The sequence below is a fragment of the Flavonifractor sp. An82 genome, assembly GCF_002159265.1.
In the GTDB taxonomy this organism is placed as follows: Bacteria; Bacillota; Clostridia; order Oscillospirales; family Oscillospiraceae; genus Flavonifractor.
Genome location: NZ_NFHG01000003.1, coordinates 73,962 through 91,945, shown reverse-complemented (window position 1 = coordinate 91,945; position 17,984 = coordinate 73,962). Strand labels below are relative to the sequence as shown.

Below are 17,984 nucleotides of genomic sequence, written 5' to 3'. Positions count from 1 at the left end.
CGGCCCCTACAAGGTGTGTAGGGGCGGCCTTTGGCCGCCCGTTACGGCAACGGAGGTTTTCAAATGTCTGAAGAATTGAACAGCACCACCCAGGTGGAGCACGAATACGGCGGCTCCGAGATCCAGGTGCTGGAGGGCCTGGAGGCCGTCCGCAAGCGCCCGGGCATGTATATCGGCTCCACCAGTGAGTCCGGCCTGCACCACCTGGTGTACGAAATTGTGGACAACTCCATCGACGAGGCACTGGCGGGCTACTGCGACGAGATCACCGTCTCCATCGGGGATGGGGATATCATCACCGTGGTGGACAACGGCCGCGGCATCCCCGTGGACATCCAGCCCCAGACCGGTCTGCCCGCCCTGGAGGTGGTCTTCACCATCCTCCACGCCGGCGGCAAGTTCGGCGGCGGCGGCTACAAGGTGTCCGGCGGCCTCCACGGCGTGGGCGCCAGCGTGGTCAACGCCCTGTCTGAGTGGCTGGAGGTCCGGGTCCACAAGGAGGGCAAGATCTACGAGATGAAGTTCTCCCGGGGCAAGGTGACCCAGCCCATGCAGATCGTGGGAGACACCGACCGCCACGGCACCGAGGTGGTGTTCAAGCCCGACCCCGAGATGTTTGAGATCACCGAGTACAACTACGACACCCTCCACACCCGCATGCGGGAGGAGGCCTTCCTCAATGCCGGTCTGCGCATCCACACCATTGACAACCGCTCCGGTAAGGAGCAGCGGGACACCATGCACTACGCCGGCGGCATCCGGGAGTTCGTGTCCTTCATCAACCGCTCCAAGGACCCCATCCACCCGGACGTGATCTACATGTCCGGCATGAAGGACGACTCCATGGCGGAGGTGGCCTTCCAGTACAACGACGGCTACAACGAGACCATCGTCTCCTTCGCCAACAACGTTCACACCCCCGAGGGCGGCATGCACGAGGAGGGCTTCAAGCGTGCCCTCACCACAGTGCTCAACAACTACGGCAAAAAGATGAAGATCCTCAAGGACGACGACAAGGTGTCCGGCGAGGACTGCCGGGAGGGCATCGCCTGCGTCATCTCGGTCAAGCTCACCGAGGCCCAGTTTGAGGGCCAGACCAAGGCCAAGCTGGGCAACAGCGAGATCCGTACCCTGGTCAACTCCATCGTTACCGAGAAGCTGACCGAGTATCTGGAGGAGAACCCCGCTGTGGGCAAGGCCATCCTGGACAAGGCCCTCATGGCCAACCGGGCCCGTGAGGCCGCCCGGAAGGCCCGTGAGTCCATCCGCCGCAAGACCGCTCTGGGCGGCGCCGCCATGCCCGACAAGCTGCGGGACTGCAACGAGGTCAACCCTGAGCTCACCGAGATCTACATCGTGGAGGGCGACTCCGCAGGCGGCTCGGCCACCCAGGGCCGGGACTCCCGCTTCCAGGCCATCCTTCCCCTGTGGGGCAAGATGCTCAACGTGGAGAAGGCCCGGGCCGACAAGGTGTACGGCAACGACAAGCTCACCCCCGTCATCACCGCCCTGGGGGCGGGCATCGGGGACGACTTCGACCTGGATAAACTGCGCTATCACAAGATCATCATCATGGCCGATGCCGATGTGGACGGCTCCCACATCCGCACCCTGCTGCTCACCTTCTTCTTCCGGTTCATGCGGCCCCTCATCGAGCACGGCTACGTCTATGCCGCCGTGCCGCCGCTGTACAAGCTGACCCGGGGCAAGACCACCCGGGTGGCCTTTGACGATATCGAGCGGGAAAAGATCGCCGCCGAACTGCGGGGGGACAACCCCAACGCCAAGGTGGATATCTCCCGGTATAAGGGCCTGGGCGAGATGAACCCCCACGAGCTGTGGGAGACCACCATGGACCCGGAGCGGCGCACCCTCAAGCGCATCGAGCTGGATGACGCCGTGGCCGCCGACCAGACCTTCACCATCCTCATGGGCGAGAAGGTGGAGCCCCGCAAGGAGTTCATCGAGCGCAACGCCAAGTACGCGGTGAATTTGGATTATTAAGGGAGGTGGGGCGACCGTAAAAAGGCCGCCCGCCGTGAACCACCCTATCCTGAAGATTGAGAGGCAACAGCATGAGCAAAAAGCCACAGTACGACCCGGAGGAGATCCGGTACCCGGACCAGACCATCGTTACCTCACCGCTGGTGAAGGAGATGGAGCAGTCCTATATCGAATATGCCATGAGCGTCATCAAGGGCCGCGCCCTGCCCGATGTGCGGGACGGCCTGAAGCCGGTCCACCGGCGCATCCTGTACGCCATGTACGAGGACAACCTCACCGCCGACAAGCCCTTCAAGAAGTCCGCCACCTGCGTGGGCGACGTGCTGGGCCGCTACCACCCCCACGGCGACGCCAGCGTGTATGACGCCCTGGTCCGCCTGGCCCAGGACTTCTCCATGCGCTATCCCCTGGTGGACGGCCACGGCAACTTCGGCTCCATCGACGGCGATCCCCCGGCCGCCTACCGTTACACCGAGGCCCGCATGTCCAAGATCTCCAATGAGATGCTGCGGGACATCGAGAAGGACACGGTGAACTGGGACCCCAACTTCGACGAGACCCGCAAGGAGCCCCGGGTGCTCCCCAGCCGTTTCCCCAACCTGCTGGTCAACGGCTCGGCAGGCATCGCCGTGGGCATGGCCACCAACATCCCGCCCCACAACCTGCGGGAGGTCATTGACGCCGCCATCTGCGTGCTGGACAACCCGGAGGCCACCCTGGCCGACCTGATGGAGCACGTGAAGGGTCCTGATTTCCCCACCCGGGGCATCATCATGGGCCGCTCCGGTATCCGGGCCGCCTACGCCACCGGCCGGGGCCGGGTGTGCGTCCGGGCCCGCACCGAGTTTGAGGAGTTCGGCCAGAACCGTACCCGCATCATCGTCACCGAGATCCCCTATCAGGTCAACAAGCGCATGCTCATCAAGAACATGGCCGACCAGGTGGAGGACAAGCGGCTGGAGGGCATCTCCGACATCCGGGACGAGTCCGACCGCAACGGTATGCGGGTGGTCATTGAGCTGAAGCGGGATGCCAACCCCCAGGTGGTCCTCAACCGTCTGTTTGCCCAGACCCAGCTGCAGACCACCTTCGCCATCAACATGCTGGCCCTGGTGGACGACCAGTCCCAGCCCAAGATCCTCTCCCTGCGGCACATCCTGGACGAGTACATCGCCTTCCAGGAGGAGATCATCGTCCGCCGCACCAGATATGACCTGAAGAAGGCCCAGGAGCGGGCCCATCTGCTGGAGGGCCTGCTCATCGCTCAGGACAACATCGACGAGGTCATCCGCATCATCCGCTCCAGCTACGACGACGCCAAGGAGAACCTGATGAGCCGCTTCGGGCTGGACGATGTCCAGGCCCAGGCCATCTGTGATATGCGCCTCATCGCCCTCCAGGGCCTGAACCGGGAGAAGCTGGAGGCCGAGTACAAGGAGCTGGAGGAGCGCATCGCCTACTTCAACGAGCTGCTGGCCAGCGAGGAGAAGATCCGGGGCGTGCTGAAGGACGAGCTCACCGCCATCCGGGACAAGTACGGCGACGACCGTGTCACCGAGATCCAGGACGTGGAGGACGAGATCGACATCGAGGATCTGATCGAGGAGGAGGAGTGCGTCTTCACCCTCACCGCCGGGGGCTACATCAAGCGCACCCCCGCCTCTACCTACCGCACCCAGCGCCGGGGCGGCAAGGGCATCACTGCCATGGCCACCAAGGAGGAGGACTATGTGGATACGGTGTTCACCGCCTCCACCCACGACTATATCCTCTTCTTCACCAATAAGGGCCGGGTCCACCGGAAGAAGGGCTACCAGATCCCCGAGGCGGGCCGCACCGCCAAGGGCACCAATCTGGTCAACGTGCTGCCCATCGAGCAGGAGGAGAAGGTCACCGCCATGATCCACCTGCGCCAGTTCCCCGAGGACCGGTATCTGGTGATGGTCACCCGCAGCGGTACCGTCAAGCGCATCCAGCTCTCCTCCATCTTCACCGCCCGCAAGGCGGGCATCCGGGCCATCACCCTGGAGGAGGGAGACGAGCTCATCACCGTCCGGGAGACCGACGGCGACCAGGCCATTCTGATTGTCACCCACGACGGTATGGCCATCTGCTTCAAGGAGACCGACGTGCGGTGCATGGGCCGTGACGCCTGCGGCGTCCGGGGCATCAGCCTGCGGGAGGGCGACTACGTGGTGGGCGCCGCCCGGGCCAAGTATGACCATCAGGTGCTGATGATCACCGAGAACGGCTACGGCAAGCGCACTGAAATGGACGAGTATATCCGTGCCGACGGACCCCAGAAGCGGGGCGGCTTCGGCCTGAAGGGCTACAACGTCACCGAGAAGACCGGACCTGTGGTGGGCGTCAAGGTGGTCAACGACAACGACGACGTGCTGGTCATCAACGACGCCGGCGTCATCATCCGCATGGCGGTGGCCGGAATCTCGACCTACGGCCGCACCGCCCAGGGCGTCAAGATCATGAATCTGGAGGAGGGGGTCAAGGTGATCTCCTTCGCACGCACCGACCATGAGGAGGAAGAGGAGGACACCGGCGCGACCGAAGGGGAGGAATAAGCCATGGCGAGAAAAAGAGTGACCTATCGTCCCAGTAAAACCGGCTCCGTGTTCGGCGGCGTGGCGAGCTGCATCTTTGTGGGGATCGGCCTTTTTGTAGTCATTCCCACCTTCGGCGCCTTCGGCATTCTGTGGACCCTCATCGCCGCAGGCGGTGCGGTTATGAGTTTCTACCAGGCCTTTGGCAAAAAGTATATGGGCCCCGAAATCCATATTGAGGAGGAGGGGGCGTCGGTGGACGCCCCCAAGGGCGACCCTCAGCAGCGGCTGGAGCAGCTCCAGTCCCTCTATGACCGCCGGCTCATTACCAAAGAGGAGTATGAGCAGAAGCGGCAGGAGATTTTGAAGGAACTGTGATAGGAGATCTATGAAAACAGTCACCATCTACACTGACGGGGCCTGCTCCGGCAACCCGGGCCCCGGCGGGTGGGGGGCCATCCTGCAATACGGACAGTTCAAGAAAGAACTGTCCGGCGGGGAGGCCCACACCACCAACAACCGTATGGAGCTCACCGGGGTCATTACCGCCCTGCAGGCCCTGAAGGAGCCCTGTATCGTGGAGCTCTACTCCGACTCCAAATACGTCATTGACGCCCTGGAAAAGGGCTGGGCCCGCGGCTGGAAGGCCAGAGGCTGGGTGAAGAGCGACAAGAAGCCCGCCCTCAACCCCGACCTGTGGGAGAAGCTGCTGGAGCTGTGCGACTACCACACCGTCAACCTGCACTGGGTCAAAGGCCACGCCGATAACCCGTTTAACAACCGCTGCGACGAGCTGGCGGTAGCGGAGAGCCGGAAGTATAAATAAACATCGACCCGCCCATTGTCCAAAGGAGGACCTATGAAAATCGCCATCGTATTTGACAGTCAGACCGGCAACACCGCCCAGGTGGCCCAAGCCATCCGGGCCGCCTGTGAGGGCCACGATATTGTGGCCTTCGGCCCGCCGCCCCAGAACGTGGATCAGGCGGAGCTGGTCTTTGCCGGGTCCTGGACGGATAAAGGGAGCCTCACCCCCGCCATGCAGGAATTTTTACATAGCCTGTACGGCAAGCGGGTGGCCCTCTTCGGCACCGCCGGGTTCGGCATCTCCGAGCTGTACTTTGCCTCCCTGTCCGACCGCTTCAAGGGGGAGGTTCCCAAGGGCAACCAGGTGGTGAGCAGCTTCTTCTGCACTGGCAAGATGCCCCAGGCGGTACGGGACCGGTATGAGGAACAGCTGAAAGCCGACCCGGACAACGCCAAGCTGAAGTCCATGATCCAGGCCTATGACCTGGCCCTCACCCACCCGGACCAGAGCGACCTGGACCAGGCCGCCAACTTTGCCCGGGAGGCCATGAAAGTATGAAAAAACGCCCTGTTGCTGTGCAACAGGGCGTTTTTTTGCTCTTTTTAGAACTTGACGCGCTCAGCGATATAATTCTTGACCTCAGACATGGGAATACGCACCTGCGCCCCAAAAAATCTTATTTTTTGGGGTCCCCAATTGGATTCTGTGCGGCCGAAGTGAATTCGTCCGCACCAAGGTTTTGGCCTGTGGCCAAAACGCTTGTGACGCCGTGACCGGCGGGATGGAGCAGGTGCGTTATAGTTTGGAAAAAGATTAGAACTTGATGCGCTCAGCGATATAATTCTTGACCTCAGACATGGGAATACGCACCTGCTCCATGGAGTCGCGCTCACGGATGGTAACGCAGTGGTCGGCGGGGGTGTTTTCGTCGCCCACGGTCTGGAAGTCCAGGGTGATGCAGAAGGGAGTGCCGATCTCGTCCTGGCGGCGATAGCGCTTGCCGATGGAGCCGGCGTCGTCGTAGTCCACCATGAAGTCGCGGGCCAGCTCGTCCCGCAGCTGCTGGGCGGGGCCGGACAGGACCTCCTTCTTGCTCAGGGGCAGCACGGCGCACTTGAAGGGAGCCAGAGCGGGGTGGAGGCGCAGCACGGTGCGCACATCGTCGTTGCCCTTCTTGTCCTGGCCCACAACCTCCTGATCGAAGGCGTCCACCAGGAAGGCCAGGGTCACGCGGTCGGCGCCCAGGGAGGGCTCGATGACGTAGGGGATATAGTGCTCGTTCTTCTCCTGGTCGAAGTAGGTCATGTCCTTGCCGGAGGTGGTCTGATGGGCGTTCAGGTCGAAGTTGGTGCGGGAGGCCACGCCCCACAGCTCGCCCCAGCCGAAGGGGAAGACGAACTCAAAGTCGGTGGTGGCGTTGGAGTAGTGGGAGAGCTCCTCAGGATCGTGGTCGCGGAGCCGCAGGTTCTCGTCCTTCATGCCCAGGTCCAGCAGCCACTGGTGGCAGAACTCCTTCCAGTACTTGAACCAGTCCAGCTCGGTGCCCGGCTGGCAGAAGAACTCCAGCTCCATCTGTTCAAACTCACGGGTGCGGAAGGTGAAGTTGCCGGGGGTGATCTCGTTGCGGAAGGACTTGCCGATCTGGCACACGCCGAAGGGCAGCTTCCGACGGGTGGTGCGCTGCACGTTCTGGAAGTTGACAAAGATGCCCTGGGCGGTCTCAGGCCGCAGGTACACGGTGTTCTTGGCGTCCTCGGTGACGCCCTGGAAGGTCTTGAACATCAGGTTGAACTGACGGATGTCGGTCCAGTTGTGCTTGCCGCAGGAGGGGCAGGGGATGTTGTGCTCCTCCACAAAATTCTTCATCTCCTCCTGGGACAGGGCGTCCACAGGCTTAGGCAGGGTGAAGCCGGTCTCGGCGCACCAGTCCTCGATGACCTTGTCGGCGCGGAAGCGCTCCTTGCACTCCTTACAGTCCATCAGAGGATCGGAGAAGCCGCCCACGTGGCCGGAGGCCACCCACACCTGGGGATTCATGAGGATGGCGGCGTCCAGACCCACGTTGTAGGGATTCTCCTGGACGAACTTCTTCCACCAGGCCTTTTTGACGTTGTTCTTCAGCTCCACACCCAGGGGGCCGTAGTCCCAGGTGTTGGCCAGGCCGCCGTAGATCTCGGAGCCGGAGAAGATGAAGCCCCGGCCCTTACACAGGGTGACGATCTGCTCCATGGTCTTTTCGGTGTTTTTCATGGTACATACTCCTTTATCTGGCCCAGAACAAAATAGAAAGCCCTGAGCCGTTTTTCGGCTCAGGGCGAACAAAATGTCCGTGGTTCCACCTGAATTCGTACCTGGCTGGTACGCTCTTCGTTCCCGGTAACGGCGGGGGACCGGCGGGGCATTGCCTCCCCGCGGCTCACGGGCGCCTTCCCTCCACCTCCGCCGGAGCCTTGCACCGTCCGGCTCTTCTCTGGGGCGGAAATTTGGGGGTACTCTTCCCGATCACTGCCTTATCGTGGGCCATTCTATCATTTTTTCCCCCACCCGTCAAGGCAAAAAGGGGCTAATCCTTACCGGCGGGACATAATTTCGTCCAGCAGGGAATGGGCGGCCTCCTCCTTGCTCATGAGGGGGAGCTCCCTGGCTCCGTCGGCGGAGATGAGGGTGAGCACATTGGTGTCCACCCCGAAGCCTGCCCCCGCCTGCTTCAGGTTGTTGGCGGCAATGAGGTCGATGTGCTTCTTCTCCAGCTTCTTTTTGGAGTTTTCCACCATGTCACGGGTCTCCATGGAGAAGCCGCACAAAAACTGTCCGGGGACACGGTGTTCCCCCAGCCAGCCCAGAATATCGCTGGTGCGGGAGAGGGGAAGGGAGAGGTCGGCATCAGTGCCGCTCTTCTTGATCTTGTCCTCCGCCACACAGGCCGGGCGGTAGTCGGCCACGGCGGCGGCCTTGATGATGATGTCCTGGTCCGGCGCCCGGCTGGTCACCGCCTCAAACATGTCCTGAGCGGACAGGATGTCCACCACCTCCATGTAAGGGGGCTTTTTCAGGTTCACCGGCCCGGACACCAGGGTGACGGAGGCGCCCCGGGCGGCGGCGGCTTTGGCAATGGCATACCCCATCTTGCCGGTGGAGTGGTTGGTCAGATAGCGCACCGGGTCCAGAGCCTCCCGGGTGGGACCGGCGGTGACCAGCACCCTGAGCCCTGCCATGTCCTTCTCATGGCTGAGGGCGTGGAGGACGCACTCCAGCAGGTCCTCCGGCTCGGGCATCTTGCCCTTGCCCACCGCCCCGCAGGCCAGCCGTCCGCTGGCGGGCTCCACGATCTCCCAGCCGTACTTCCGCAAAATGTCCAGGTTGTCCTGGGTGACGGGGTTTTCGTACATCTTGGTATTCATGGCGGGGGCGGCGATCTTGGGGCAGTTGCAGGCCAGAATGGTGGTGGTGAGCATATCGTCGGCCAGGCCGTGGGCCAGCTTGGCCAGCACGTTGGCGGTGGCGGGGGCCACCAGCACCAGGTCGGCCTGGTCAGCCAGGGCAATGTGCTCCACCTGGAACTGGTAGTTGCGGTCGAAGGTGTCTACGCTCACCCGGTTGCCCGTCAGGGACTCAAAGGTGTGGGGACCGATGAACTCGGTGGCGTTGCGGGTCATGACCACCTGGACGTTGGCCCCCTGCTTCACCAGGGCGGAGGCCAGATTGGCGGATTTGTAGCAGGCAATGCCGCCGGTGACCCCCAGCAGCACGGTTTTTCCTTTTAACTGCATAGCAAAATGCTCCTTATGATCTGTAAGTGCCTCAATTATAGCAGACAGAAAGTAGGTTTTCCACATTCCCATTGCATTTTGGGGATAAAACCGCTATAATAACTCCGGCTGTCCCCATCCGGGGCCGCTGTACTCTCAGGAGACGGCAGGCCGTACAGGACAGGGGGGCGGTCACCCAAAATACGCGCTGTATCCGCTCAGGAGGAACGGCAGCTGGAGGTAATTGAATATGAAACAAGCGCTCACCCGGTCCCAACGGAGCAAGCAGGTGCAGGGCATGGCCATTCTGGCCATGTTTACCGGCATCATCTTCCTGCTCACCTTCACCCCCCTGGGTCTCATCGACCTGCCCGTGATCAAGGCCACCATTCTCCACGTACCGGTTATCATCGGCTCCATCCTGCTGGGGCCCAAGAAGGGCGCGTTCCTGGGAGGAATGTTCGGTCTGTCCAGCCTGATCAAGAATACGCTGGTGCCCGGTCTTTCCTCCTTTGTGTTTACCCCCTTCATCCCCGTGCCCGGTCTGGACCGGGGCAGCCCCTGGGCTCTGTTCATCTGCTTTGTACCCCGTATCCTGGTGGGCGTTACCCCCTGGCTGGTGTACACCTTCATTAAGTTCCTGTTCCGGAAGTCCAACGCCGGTGTTCAGACCGTGGGCATGGTGATCGCCGGTATCGTGGGCGCCCTCACCAACACCGCCCTGGTCATGGGCTCCATCGGAATTATCTTCACCGAGGCCTATGCCGCCGCCCAGGGCATCCCCGCCGACGCGGTGCTGGGCTTTATCCTGGGCATCGTGGCCGCCAATGGCGTGCCCGAGGCCATTGTGGCCGCCGTGGTCACTCCCGCCGTGTGCGTGCCCCTGGTGCGGGCCCTCAAGCTGGAGAAGAAGGCCCCCGCCGCCGTTCAGCCCGCCTGAGATGCTGCTCACCGTTGACATCGGCAACACCACCGTTGCCATTGCCGGTCTGCGGGGGGAAGAGGTGGCCTTTGTGAAAAAGCTGCCCAGCGACCCCGCCCTGGACTGGACCGCCGCTCTCAAAGGGCTGCTGGAGGGTGTGGAGGCCCAGGGGGCTGTCCTCTCCTCGGTGGTGCCTGCCCTTACCGGCCCGGTGGGGGAGGGATTGAAAGCCCTCACCGGAAAGCCAGTCCTGGTGGTGGACAAAAGCACCGACACCGGCCTGGATCTCAGAGGGTACGACACCGCCAACCTGGGCATGGACCGGGTGGTGGACTGCGTGGCCGCCCTGGCCCGGTACAACCCCCCGGCGGCTGTCTTTGACATGGGCACCGCCACCACCCTGTCGGTGGTGGATCGTGGGGGTGTGTTCCGGGGCGGCATGATCCTGCCCGGCCTGGCCCTGGGCCTGGAGGCCCTGTCCGCCCGGGCCGCCCAGCTGCCCCCCATCACCCTGTCCGCCCCCCAGGGCCTGCTGGGCACCGACACCGTGTCCTGTATGGGGTACGGCGCCCTCTACGGGGCCGCCGGGGCCATCGAGGGCATTGTGGCCCGGCTGGAGCAGGAGCTGGGCCCTCTGACGGTGGTGCTCACCGGTGGCAACAGCACCCTGGTGCGCCCTCTGCTGCGCATCTCCACCGCCTGGGAGCCCCACCTGACCTTTCTGGGTCTGGGAGAGATCTGGCGGCGCAGACAACCATAGCATATGATGTGAAAAAACCGGCCCCGTTTGGGGGCCGGTTTTACTTTTGGGGCAGTTTGAGATATACTAAGCACAAACCGGGAAAAGGAGCGGAGAAGATGGACAGACGCAGGTTGGCTGACGTGGCCGCAGGGCGCAGACCGGCGGAGCTGGTGCTGAAAAACGCCCTTGTGGTCCATGTATTTACAGGGGAGATGACCCTGTGCGACGTGGCCATTGAGGGCGGATATATCGCGGGTCTGGGCAGCTACCAGGGCCTGGAGGAGCACGACTGCACCGGCAAGATCGTCTGCCCGGGGTTCATTGACGCCCACATACACATGGAGTCGGTAATGGCCTCCCCCTTTGAGCTGGCCCGGGCCATTGTGCCCGCAGGCACCACCACCGTCATCGCCGACCCCCATGAGATCGTCAACGTGTGCGGCACGGCGGCGGTGGACTACCTGCTGGAGGCCACCGAGGAGCTGCCCCTGAACGTATACCTGATGCTGCCCTCCAGCGTGCCCGCCACCCCCTTTGAGACCAACGGCGCGGCGTTTGGGGCGGCGGAGATGGAGCCCTATCTGTCCCACCCCCGGGTGCTGGGGCTGGGTGAGGTGATGAACTATCCGGCGGCCATCGGGGGCGACCCTGAGGTGGTGGAGAAAATCGCCCTGGCCCGGCGCTTCGGCAGGCTGGCCGACGGCCACGCCCCGGGGATCACAGGGAGGGATTTGCAGGCCTACGCCTCCCTGGGCATTGCCACGGAGCACGAGTGCACCACCTTTGAGGAGGCGGCGGAGAAGCTGCGGGCGGGGCTGGCGGTGCTGGTACGGGAGGGCAGCGCGGCCAAAAACACTGCCGCCATCCTGGGCGGCTGGCTCAAGTCCGGGTATCCCGACGACCGGCTGCTGCTGTGTACCGACGACAAGCACATCGACGATGTGAGTGAAACGGGCAACGTGCGCCACAACGTGCACCTGGCCATCCAGATGGGGGTGGACCCGTTGACCGCCATCCGGATGGCCACCATCAACGCCGCCCGGGTATACGGGCTGCGGGAGCTGGGTGCCGTGGCCCCCGGCTACCGGGCCGACCTGGTGGTGCTGGACCGGCTGGAGGACGTATCGGTGCACACGGTGTACAAGGACGGCGTGGAGCTGTCCCGGGCCTTTGGGGGGCTGGCCCCCGTGCCTGTCCCGGCGATCCTCACCGACTCGGTGCGCTGCCGCCCCCTGACGGAGGACGACGTGGCGCTGCCGGTACGGGGAAAGGCCCACTGCATCCAGCTGGTGCCCCATCAGATCGTCACCCGCCATCTGGTGGAGGAGGTGCCCTGCCGGGAGGGCTTCTTTGCCCCCGACGCCGTCTATACCAAGCTGTGCGTGGTGGAGCGCCACGGCAGAAACGGCAACCTTGCGGTGTGCCCCCTGAAGGGCTACGGCATCACAGGGGGGGCCATCGCCACCACGGTGGCCCACGACAGCCACAACATCATCGCGGCGGGGGACAACGACCGGGACATTGTGACGGCGGTCAACCATCTGCGGGAGATGGGGGGCGGCTATGTGCTGGCCGCCGGGGGAAAGATTTTGGGCCAGGTGCCCCTGCCCATCGCCGGGCTTATGAGCGACGCGCCCTGGGAAAGGGTGCGGGACGAAACGGCGGCCATTCTGCGCAAGGCCTACGGCATGGGCATACCCAGCCATGTGGACCCCTTCACCACCCTGTCCTTCCTGGCCCTGCCGGTGATCCCCCAGCTGCGGCTCACCGATCGGGGGCTGTTCGATGTGGACCGCTTCTGCCTGCTGTAAATAGGGACAAAAAGAACGGTGACGGCCCCCGGGGGGCTGTCACCGGTCCTCTTTTTTCAGTTCCTTCAGCAGCCTCAGCTTTCGATGGCGGTACCACACGCAGTTGAAGATGTTGCCGATGATAAGGATGTTGCCGCACAGATAGAGCCACACCAGCATGATGATGATGGAGGCCAGTGACCCGTACACCAGGGAGTACCGGGAGGACAGACCGATGAACAGGGAGAAGAGCATGGAGAAGGCGGACAGGGCCACCGAGGCCAGAAAGGCACCGGTGAGCACCGGGGGACGGGGCTTGCTCCGGGGGGCCGCCACCCGATACACCAGCAGCACAAAGAGGAAGACAAACAGAAAGAGGAGCAGAAAGCGCATCCACTGCCAGTCCCAGGGCAGGGTATGGGAGTCCAGGTGGAGCAGCCTCTCCACCGCCTGGAAGAGCCACCCGCCGGTGAGAAGCACCACCAGGGACAGGAAGATGGTGACCAGCAGCAGCAGAGCGAAGAGTACGCTGGCGATCACCTGCCGGAAGCCCCGGTAGCCCTTGCGGCCATAGATCTCCTCCATAATATGCATCAGGGCCCGGAAGGCCGCCGAGGCAAAAAACACCGTCATGAAGATGCCCGCCACCAGCAGGCCGGGGGACTGGTTGGTGGTGATGTAACCCACATACTCCCGCAGTACCCCCAGAATAGCCCCGGGCAGCAGGGGAGCGGCGGCGGCAATCAGCTCCTCCAGATCCACCGGCAGCAGACTGATAAAGGCATTGATGCAGATGAGCAGAGGGAAGAAGGACAGGATGAGGAAGTAGGCCAGCTCGGCGGCCGAGCGGGAGATGTGCTTGGAGAAGTAGAGCTCCACCATCTCCAGAATGAATTTCACCGGCTTCTTTTGCAGCAGCGCCTTGGGCATGGACCCACCTCCCCATACAGGCTCTCAGTCAATATACCATAAAATGGAAGGTGATGCAAGAGAAAGGCCCAGTTTTGGGCAGCAAAAAACCGCCTGCGCGGCAGGCGGTTTCATGTTGACCACAGATTAGGCCAGCTTGTTCAGCTTGATGGTCATGGCGCTCTTCTTGTGCGCAGCGTTGTTCCGGTGCAGCAGACCATGAACCACGGCCTTGTCGACCGCCTTAACGGCCACCTTGTAAGCGCCCTCGGCCTCGCTGCGGTTGCCTTCGACCACCGCGGCCTCAAACTTCTTGAGTTCGGTCTTGAGGGCGGACTTAGCGGCCTTGTTCTGCATGGCCTTGGTCTTGTTCACCAGGACACGCTTCTTGGCAGACTTAATATTCGGCAAACCAAACACCTCCTCCGATGACGATAGTAATACACATAGTTTGCCCTGTGCATTTTTACATTCTAGCAGGTGAGCAAAGAAATTGCAACAGTTTTTTTCAGATTTTTTCACTTTTTTTGTATATGGGGGCTCTCTCCGCAAAAAATAGAGGAAAGCAGCAAACCAAACACCATATCTTGGGGGTATCAGGAGGGTCAACATGGAAAAAAGACGGACCGATCTGGCGGTGGAGGCCGCCCAGCTGTGGCGGGAAGGTGGCGCCGGGGAGCTCCGTGGGGTGGAGCAGACCGAATCCACCCGGGAGGGCTACCCGGTGACCACGGTGCGCATCCTGGACGATGAGGGGGCAAAAGCCATCGGCAAGCCGGTGGGCACCTATGTGACCATCACCCTGGACGGCCTGGCCCGCCGGGAGGAGGACGCCTTCGGCCGGGCGGCCCGGGCGGTGGCCGCCGAGCTGACTGCCTTGCTGAAGCTGCCGGAGGGTGCTCCCGCCCTGGTGGTGGGGCTGGGCAACCGGGCCATCACCCCCGACAACATCGGCCCCGCCGCCGCCGATCACACCATGGTCACCCGCCATCTGGTGGAGCAGGTGCCCGAGCACTTCGGCTCCTTCCGGCCGGTGGCCGCCCTGGCGGCGGGGGTGCTGGGTACCACCGGGGTGGAGAGCGGGGAGCTGGTGCGGGCGGTGACCGAGAAGATCCGTCCCTCCTGCGTCATCGCCGTGGACGCCCTGGCCTCCCGCAGCCTGAGCCGGGTGTGCAACACCATCCAGCTGGCGGACACCGGCATCACCCCCGGCTCGGGGGTGGGCAATGCCCGGGCGGCCCTGGACCGGCGGAGCCTGGGGGTGCCTGTCATTGCCGTGGGGGTGCCCACGGTGGTGGACGGGGCCACCCTGGCCGCCGACCTGCTGGCCGAGGCGGGCCAGGCCGACCTGGACCCCCAGGCCCTCCGGGGGGCGGGGGAGGGGGTGCTGGTCACCCCCAGGGACATCGACGCCAAGGTGACCGACCTGGCCAAGGTGGTGGGGTTCGGCATCAACCTGGCCCTCCAGACCGGCCTGACGGTGGAGGATGTGGAGCTCTTTCTCAGCTGAGAAGACGGGTGCAAAAAAAGACCTGCTGCATGTGCAGCAGGTCTTTTGTCTTATTCTTCGTCGAGTTTCAATACTGCCATAAACGCCTCGGTGGGGATCTGAACCGTACCAAGGCTCCGCATCTTCTTCTTGCCTGCCCCACAAAGGGCAAGCCCTTTGCGGGGACCCCAGTTTATTTGACATGCTCGGCGGAAGTGAATTCCGCCTGCGCCAAGGTTTTGGGGCGGTACCCCAAAACGCTTGTACGGCGCACAGCGCCGCCCCGCTTTGCGGGGCCCCAGAGGGCAAGAAAAGATGCGTTCCGTTTATTCCTCGTCCAGCTTCAATACAGCCATAAATGCTTCGGTGGGGATCTGCACCGTACCCAGAGAGCGCATCTTTTTCTTGCCCTCTTTCTGCTTCTCCAGCAGCTTCTTTTTCCGGGTGATATCGCCGCCGTAGCACTTGGCCAGCACGTCCTTGCGCATGGCCTTGACGGTCTCACGGGCAATGACCTTGCCGCCGATGGCGGCCTGCACCGGGATCTCAAAGAGCTGACGGGGGATGTTCTCCTTCAGCTTCTCGCACAGACGGCGGGCACGGGGATAGGCCTTGTCCTTGTGGGCGATAAAGCTCAGGGCGTCCACCTGGTCGCCGTTGAGCAGCATATCCACCTTCACCAGCTCGGACACCTCGTACCGGTCCATCTCGTAGTCCAGGGAGGCGTAGCCCTTGGTGCGGGCCTTCAGGGTGTCGAAAAAGTCGTAGATGATCTCGCCCAGGGGCATGGAGTAGTGGAGCTCCACCAGATTGGTGTCCAGGTACTGCATGTCCTTGTACTCGCCCCGGCGCTCCTGGCACATGGGCATGATGTTGCCCACGTAGTCGGGGGGAGAGACGATGGACACCTTGGCGTAGGGCTCCTCCGCCATCTCGATGTGGGCGGGGTCGGGGTAGTTGTGGGGGTTGTCCACCATGACCACGGAGCCGTCGGTCTTGGTGATGCGGTAGATCACCGAGGGCAGGGTGGTGATGAGGTCCAGGTCAAATTCCCGCTCCAGCCGCTCCTGGATGATCTCCATGTGGAGCATGCCCAAAAAGCCGCAGCGGAAGCCGAAGCCCAGGGCGGCGGAGGATTCCGGCTCGAAGGACAGGGAGGCGTCGTTGAGCTGGAGCTTCTCCAGGGCGTCCCGCAGGTCGGGGTACTTACTGCCGTCCTCGGTGTAGATGCCGCAGTACACCATGGCCCGGGCGGGGCGGTAGCCGGGCAGGGGCTCCGCCGCCGGAGTGTCCGCTCCGGTGATGGTGTCGCCCACCTGGGTGTCCTTCACGTTCTTGATGGAGGCGGTGAAGTAGCCCACCTCACCGGCGATGAGCTCGTCGCAGGGCTCCATGCCCAGGGGGAGCAGGTGGCCGCACTCCAGCACCTGATAGGTGGCCCCGGAGGCCATGAGCTTCACGTTCATGCCGGTTTTGATGGTGCCTTCCATCACACGGAAGTAGACGATGACGCCCCGGTAGGCGTCGTACTGGCTGTCAAAGATGAGGGCCTTCAGGGGGGCCTTGGGGTCCCCCTTGGGGGCGGGGACCTTTTTCACGATGTCCTCCAGCACGGCGGGGATGTTGATGCCCACCTTGGCGGAGATCTCGGGGGCGTCCTGGGCGGGGATGCCGATGATGTTCTCGATCTCGTCCTTCACCCGCTGGGGATCGGCGGCGGGCAGGTCGATCTTGTTGACCACCGGCAGGATCTCCAGGTCGTGCTCCATGGCCAGGAAGGTATTGGCCAGGGTCTGGGCCTCGATGCCCTGGGCGGCGTCCACCACCAGGATGGCGCCCTCGCAGGCGGCCAGGGACCGGGACACCTCGTAGTTGAAGTCCACGTGGCCGGGGGTGTCGATGAGGTTGAGCTCGTAGGTGTTGCCGTCCTCGGCGGCGTAGTTGAGCTTGACGGCACGGGCCTTGATGGTGATGCCCCGCTCCTTCTCCAGGTCCATGTTGTCCAGCAGCTGGGACTCCATCTCCCGGGCGGTGACGGCGTTGCACTGCTCGATCAGCCGATCGGAAAGGGTAGACTTTCCGTGGTCGATGTGCGCAATGATAGAAAAGTTACGAATCTTGGATTGGTCGGTCAAGGTCATACCTCCCGTTTTGATGTGATTTTGGTGGTGGGGCGGCGTCCGTCCCTTATTTCTCCCGGCGCTCCGCCATCCGGCGGTTGATGCGCTCGCCGGTGTTGTGGATGATCTGGAGCAGGGACTGGTACAGGCCGGGGTAGTTCTCCATCAGGGCGTCGTTGTTCATGGGGGGGAAGGTGCCCTTGTCCTTGACGTGGGCGGCCAGGGCCTCGGTATAGTCGGCCTCGGCGCAGATCATGTCGGCAAAGGGCACGCCGGCGGTGAACTGCCGGGCGGAGACAGAGAAAAAGTCCTCGTTCTGGGTGCCGTCGGCCCGGTACAGGTGGCGGAACAGCTTGTAGATGGCGGTACCCAGGTAGTCGGCGGCGGCGTTGATGGCCTCCTTCTTGCCGGTCTTGCCCAGCAGGTCGAAGAGCACGCCGGTGGAGTTGACCAGCAGCTTCTTGTTCAGGGTGGCCAGAATGGAGCCGTGGAGCACGTTGTCCTTCTCGGTGGAGTAGTCGTACAGCTCCTCGGCGGCAATGGTGGTGCCGTCCCGGCTCAGGGTGCGGCCCAGCAGGAAGTCGGCGGACACATTATAATAATTGCAGGCTTTGATGACAAAGGCCAGGCCCGGCTCCCGGACCCCGTTTTCATAGTGGGACAGCAGCGCCTGGCTGATGCCCAGGTCCTTGGCCACCGCCCGCTGGGACGCTCCCTTCTCCTGCCGCAGCAGGGACAGGCAGCGGGAAAAATCTGAAGTCATAGTGCACCTCTCCTCAAAAACAGTGTGTATAGTATAATTTCAAAAATACAAAAAGTAAAGCGATTTTTTTCACAATATTTTTCACCCTGGTCCTTGTGATTGTCGTAAAGACGGGTGTATAATGGTTGTA

The 17,984-nt window shown here is 62.8% G+C and carries 15 protein-coding genes and 1 other annotated feature; of the genes, 9 read left to right on the top strand and 6 right to left on the bottom strand.

The annotated features are described in order from the left end of the window. Positions 1–63: 63 nt before the first annotated feature. The 5 genes from gyrB to bilS all read left to right on the top strand — a co-directional run bounded on the left by gyrB (position 64) and on the right by bilS (position 5,928). Positions 64–2,004, top strand: coding sequence for a DNA topoisomerase (ATP-hydrolyzing) subunit B (gene gyrB / locus B5G34_RS05515; protein ID WP_087335022.1), 1,941 nt, complete (start codon positions 64–66; stop codon positions 2,002–2,004). A 71-nt stretch (positions 2,005–2,075) separates the two neighbouring features. Beyond that, positions 2,076–4,583: a DNA gyrase subunit A gene (gene gyrA / locus B5G34_RS05510; protein WP_087335020.1), complete on the top strand. Its 2,508-nt coding sequence runs from the start codon at positions 2,076–2,078 to the stop codon at positions 4,581–4,583. A gap of 3 nt (positions 4,584–4,586) precedes the next feature. Beyond that, positions 4,587–4,940, top strand: coding sequence for an SHOCT domain-containing protein (locus B5G34_RS05505; RefSeq protein WP_087335018.1), 354 nt, complete (start codon positions 4,587–4,589; stop codon positions 4,938–4,940). Between the two features lie 10 nt (positions 4,941–4,950). Further along, positions 4,951–5,388, top strand: a complete 438-nt coding sequence (gene rnhA / locus B5G34_RS05500) for a ribonuclease HI (protein WP_087335017.1) — start codon at positions 4,951–4,953, stop codon at positions 5,386–5,388. Between the two features lie 33 nt (positions 5,389–5,421). Further along, a complete protein-coding gene (gene bilS, locus B5G34_RS05495) occupies positions 5,422–5,928 on the top strand; it encodes a flavodoxin family protein BilS (RefSeq protein ID WP_087335015.1) in 507 nt (168 codons plus the stop codon). Between the two features lie 255 nt (positions 5,929–6,183). Here bilS and B5G34_RS05485 read toward each other — a convergent pair whose 3' ends face one another. Continuing rightward, a complete protein-coding gene (locus B5G34_RS05485; RefSeq protein WP_087335011.1) occupies positions 6,184–7,620 on the bottom strand; it encodes a glycine--tRNA ligase in 1,437 nt (478 codons plus the stop codon). 57 nt (positions 7,621–7,677) lie between these two features. Beyond that, positions 7,678–7,885, bottom strand: a binding site (T-box leader). 55 nt (positions 7,886–7,940) lie between these two features. Beyond that, a complete protein-coding gene (gene coaBC, locus B5G34_RS05480; RefSeq protein ID WP_087335008.1) occupies positions 7,941–9,140 on the bottom strand; it encodes a bifunctional phosphopantothenoylcysteine decarboxylase/phosphopantothenate--cysteine ligase CoaBC in 1,200 nt (399 codons plus the stop codon). A gap of 229 nt (positions 9,141–9,369) precedes the next feature. On the opposite strand from coaBC, the gene B5G34_RS05475 reads away from it, so the two are divergent. From B5G34_RS05475 to ade, 3 genes are all read left to right on the top strand, one after another. After that, entirely contained in the window at positions 9,370–10,059 is a 690-nt protein-coding gene (locus B5G34_RS05475; protein ID WP_087335007.1) for an ECF transporter S component, read from the top strand. A 1-nt stretch (position 10,060) separates the two neighbouring features. Beyond that, positions 10,061–10,801 (top strand): type III pantothenate kinase, encoded by a 741-nt coding sequence (locus B5G34_RS05470; RefSeq protein WP_087335005.1) that lies wholly within the window; start codon positions 10,061–10,063, stop codon positions 10,799–10,801. Between the two features lie 98 nt (positions 10,802–10,899). Continuing rightward, complete coding sequence (gene ade, locus B5G34_RS05465; RefSeq protein WP_087335003.1) at positions 10,900–12,594, top strand: adenine deaminase; 1,695 nt, start codon at positions 10,900–10,902, stop codon at positions 12,592–12,594. A 39-nt stretch (positions 12,595–12,633) separates the two neighbouring features. Here ade and B5G34_RS05460 read toward each other — a convergent pair whose 3' ends face one another. Beyond that, positions 12,634–13,503 (bottom strand): YihY/virulence factor BrkB family protein, encoded by an 870-nt coding sequence (locus tag B5G34_RS05460; protein WP_087335001.1) that lies wholly within the window; start codon positions 13,501–13,503, stop codon positions 12,634–12,636. A gap of 126 nt (positions 13,504–13,629) precedes the next feature. Continuing rightward, entirely contained in the window at positions 13,630–13,893 is a 264-nt protein-coding gene (gene rpsT / locus B5G34_RS05455; protein ID WP_242956860.1) for a 30S ribosomal protein S20, read from the bottom strand. Positions 13,894–14,092: 199 nt separating this feature from the next. On the opposite strand from rpsT, the gene gpr reads away from it, so the two are divergent. Further along, the gene (gene gpr, locus B5G34_RS05450) at positions 14,093–14,992 is read left to right on the top strand and encodes a GPR endopeptidase (RefSeq protein ID WP_087334999.1); all 900 of its coding nucleotides are present in this window, start codon (positions 14,093–14,095) and stop codon (positions 14,990–14,992) included. Between the two features lie 305 nt (positions 14,993–15,297). Here gpr and lepA read toward each other — a convergent pair whose 3' ends face one another. Together lepA and B5G34_RS05440 are read right to left on the bottom strand one after the other, a co-directional pair. After that, complete coding sequence (lepA, locus tag B5G34_RS05445; protein WP_204245912.1) at positions 15,298–17,112, bottom strand: translation elongation factor 4; 1,815 nt, start codon at positions 17,110–17,112, stop codon at positions 15,298–15,300. Between the two features lie 46 nt (positions 17,113–17,158). Beyond that, positions 17,159–17,854 (bottom strand): helix-turn-helix transcriptional regulator, encoded by a 696-nt coding sequence (locus tag B5G34_RS05440; protein WP_087334995.1) that lies wholly within the window; start codon positions 17,852–17,854, stop codon positions 17,159–17,161. Positions 17,855–17,984 lie beyond the last annotated feature (130 nt).

What these genes read in the sequence shown, in the direction of transcription:
- gyrB (WP_087335022.1), top strand. Translation starts at nt 64, where the DNA reads ATGTCTGAAGAATTGAACAGCACCACCCAGGTGGAGCACGAATACGGC.
- gyrA (WP_087335020.1), top strand. Translation starts at nt 2,076, where the DNA reads ATGAGCAAAAAGCCACAGTACGACCCGGAGGAGATCCGGTACCCGGAC.
- B5G34_RS05505 (WP_087335018.1), top strand. Translation starts at nt 4,587, where the DNA reads ATGGCGAGAAAAAGAGTGACCTATCGTCCCAGTAAAACCGGCTCCGTG.
- rnhA (WP_087335017.1), top strand. Translation starts at nt 4,951, where the DNA reads ATGAAAACAGTCACCATCTACACTGACGGGGCCTGCTCCGGCAACCCG.
- bilS (WP_087335015.1), top strand. Translation starts at nt 5,422, where the DNA reads ATGAAAATCGCCATCGTATTTGACAGTCAGACCGGCAACACCGCCCAG.
- B5G34_RS05485 (WP_087335011.1), bottom strand. Translation starts at nt 7,620, where the DNA reads ATGAAAAACACCGAAAAGACCATGGAGCAGATCGTCACCCTGTGTAAG.
- coaBC (WP_087335008.1), bottom strand. Translation starts at nt 9,140, where the DNA reads ATGCAGTTAAAAGGAAAAACCGTGCTGCTGGGGGTCACCGGCGGCATT.
- B5G34_RS05475 (WP_087335007.1), top strand. Translation starts at nt 9,370, where the DNA reads ATGAAACAAGCGCTCACCCGGTCCCAACGGAGCAAGCAGGTGCAGGGC.
- B5G34_RS05470 (WP_087335005.1), top strand. Translation starts at nt 10,061, where the DNA reads ATGCTGCTCACCGTTGACATCGGCAACACCACCGTTGCCATTGCCGGT.
- ade (WP_087335003.1), top strand. Translation starts at nt 10,900, where the DNA reads ATGGACAGACGCAGGTTGGCTGACGTGGCCGCAGGGCGCAGACCGGCG.
- B5G34_RS05460 (WP_087335001.1), bottom strand. Translation starts at nt 13,503, where the DNA reads ATGCCCAAGGCGCTGCTGCAAAAGAAGCCGGTGAAATTCATTCTGGAG.
- gpr (WP_087334999.1), top strand. Translation starts at nt 14,093, where the DNA reads ATGGAAAAAAGACGGACCGATCTGGCGGTGGAGGCCGCCCAGCTGTGG.
- lepA (WP_204245912.1), bottom strand. Translation starts at nt 17,112, where the DNA reads ATGACCTTGACCGACCAATCCAAGATTCGTAACTTTTCTATCATTGCG.
- B5G34_RS05440 (WP_087334995.1), bottom strand. Translation starts at nt 17,854, where the DNA reads ATGACTTCAGATTTTTCCCGCTGCCTGTCCCTGCTGCGGCAGGAGAAG.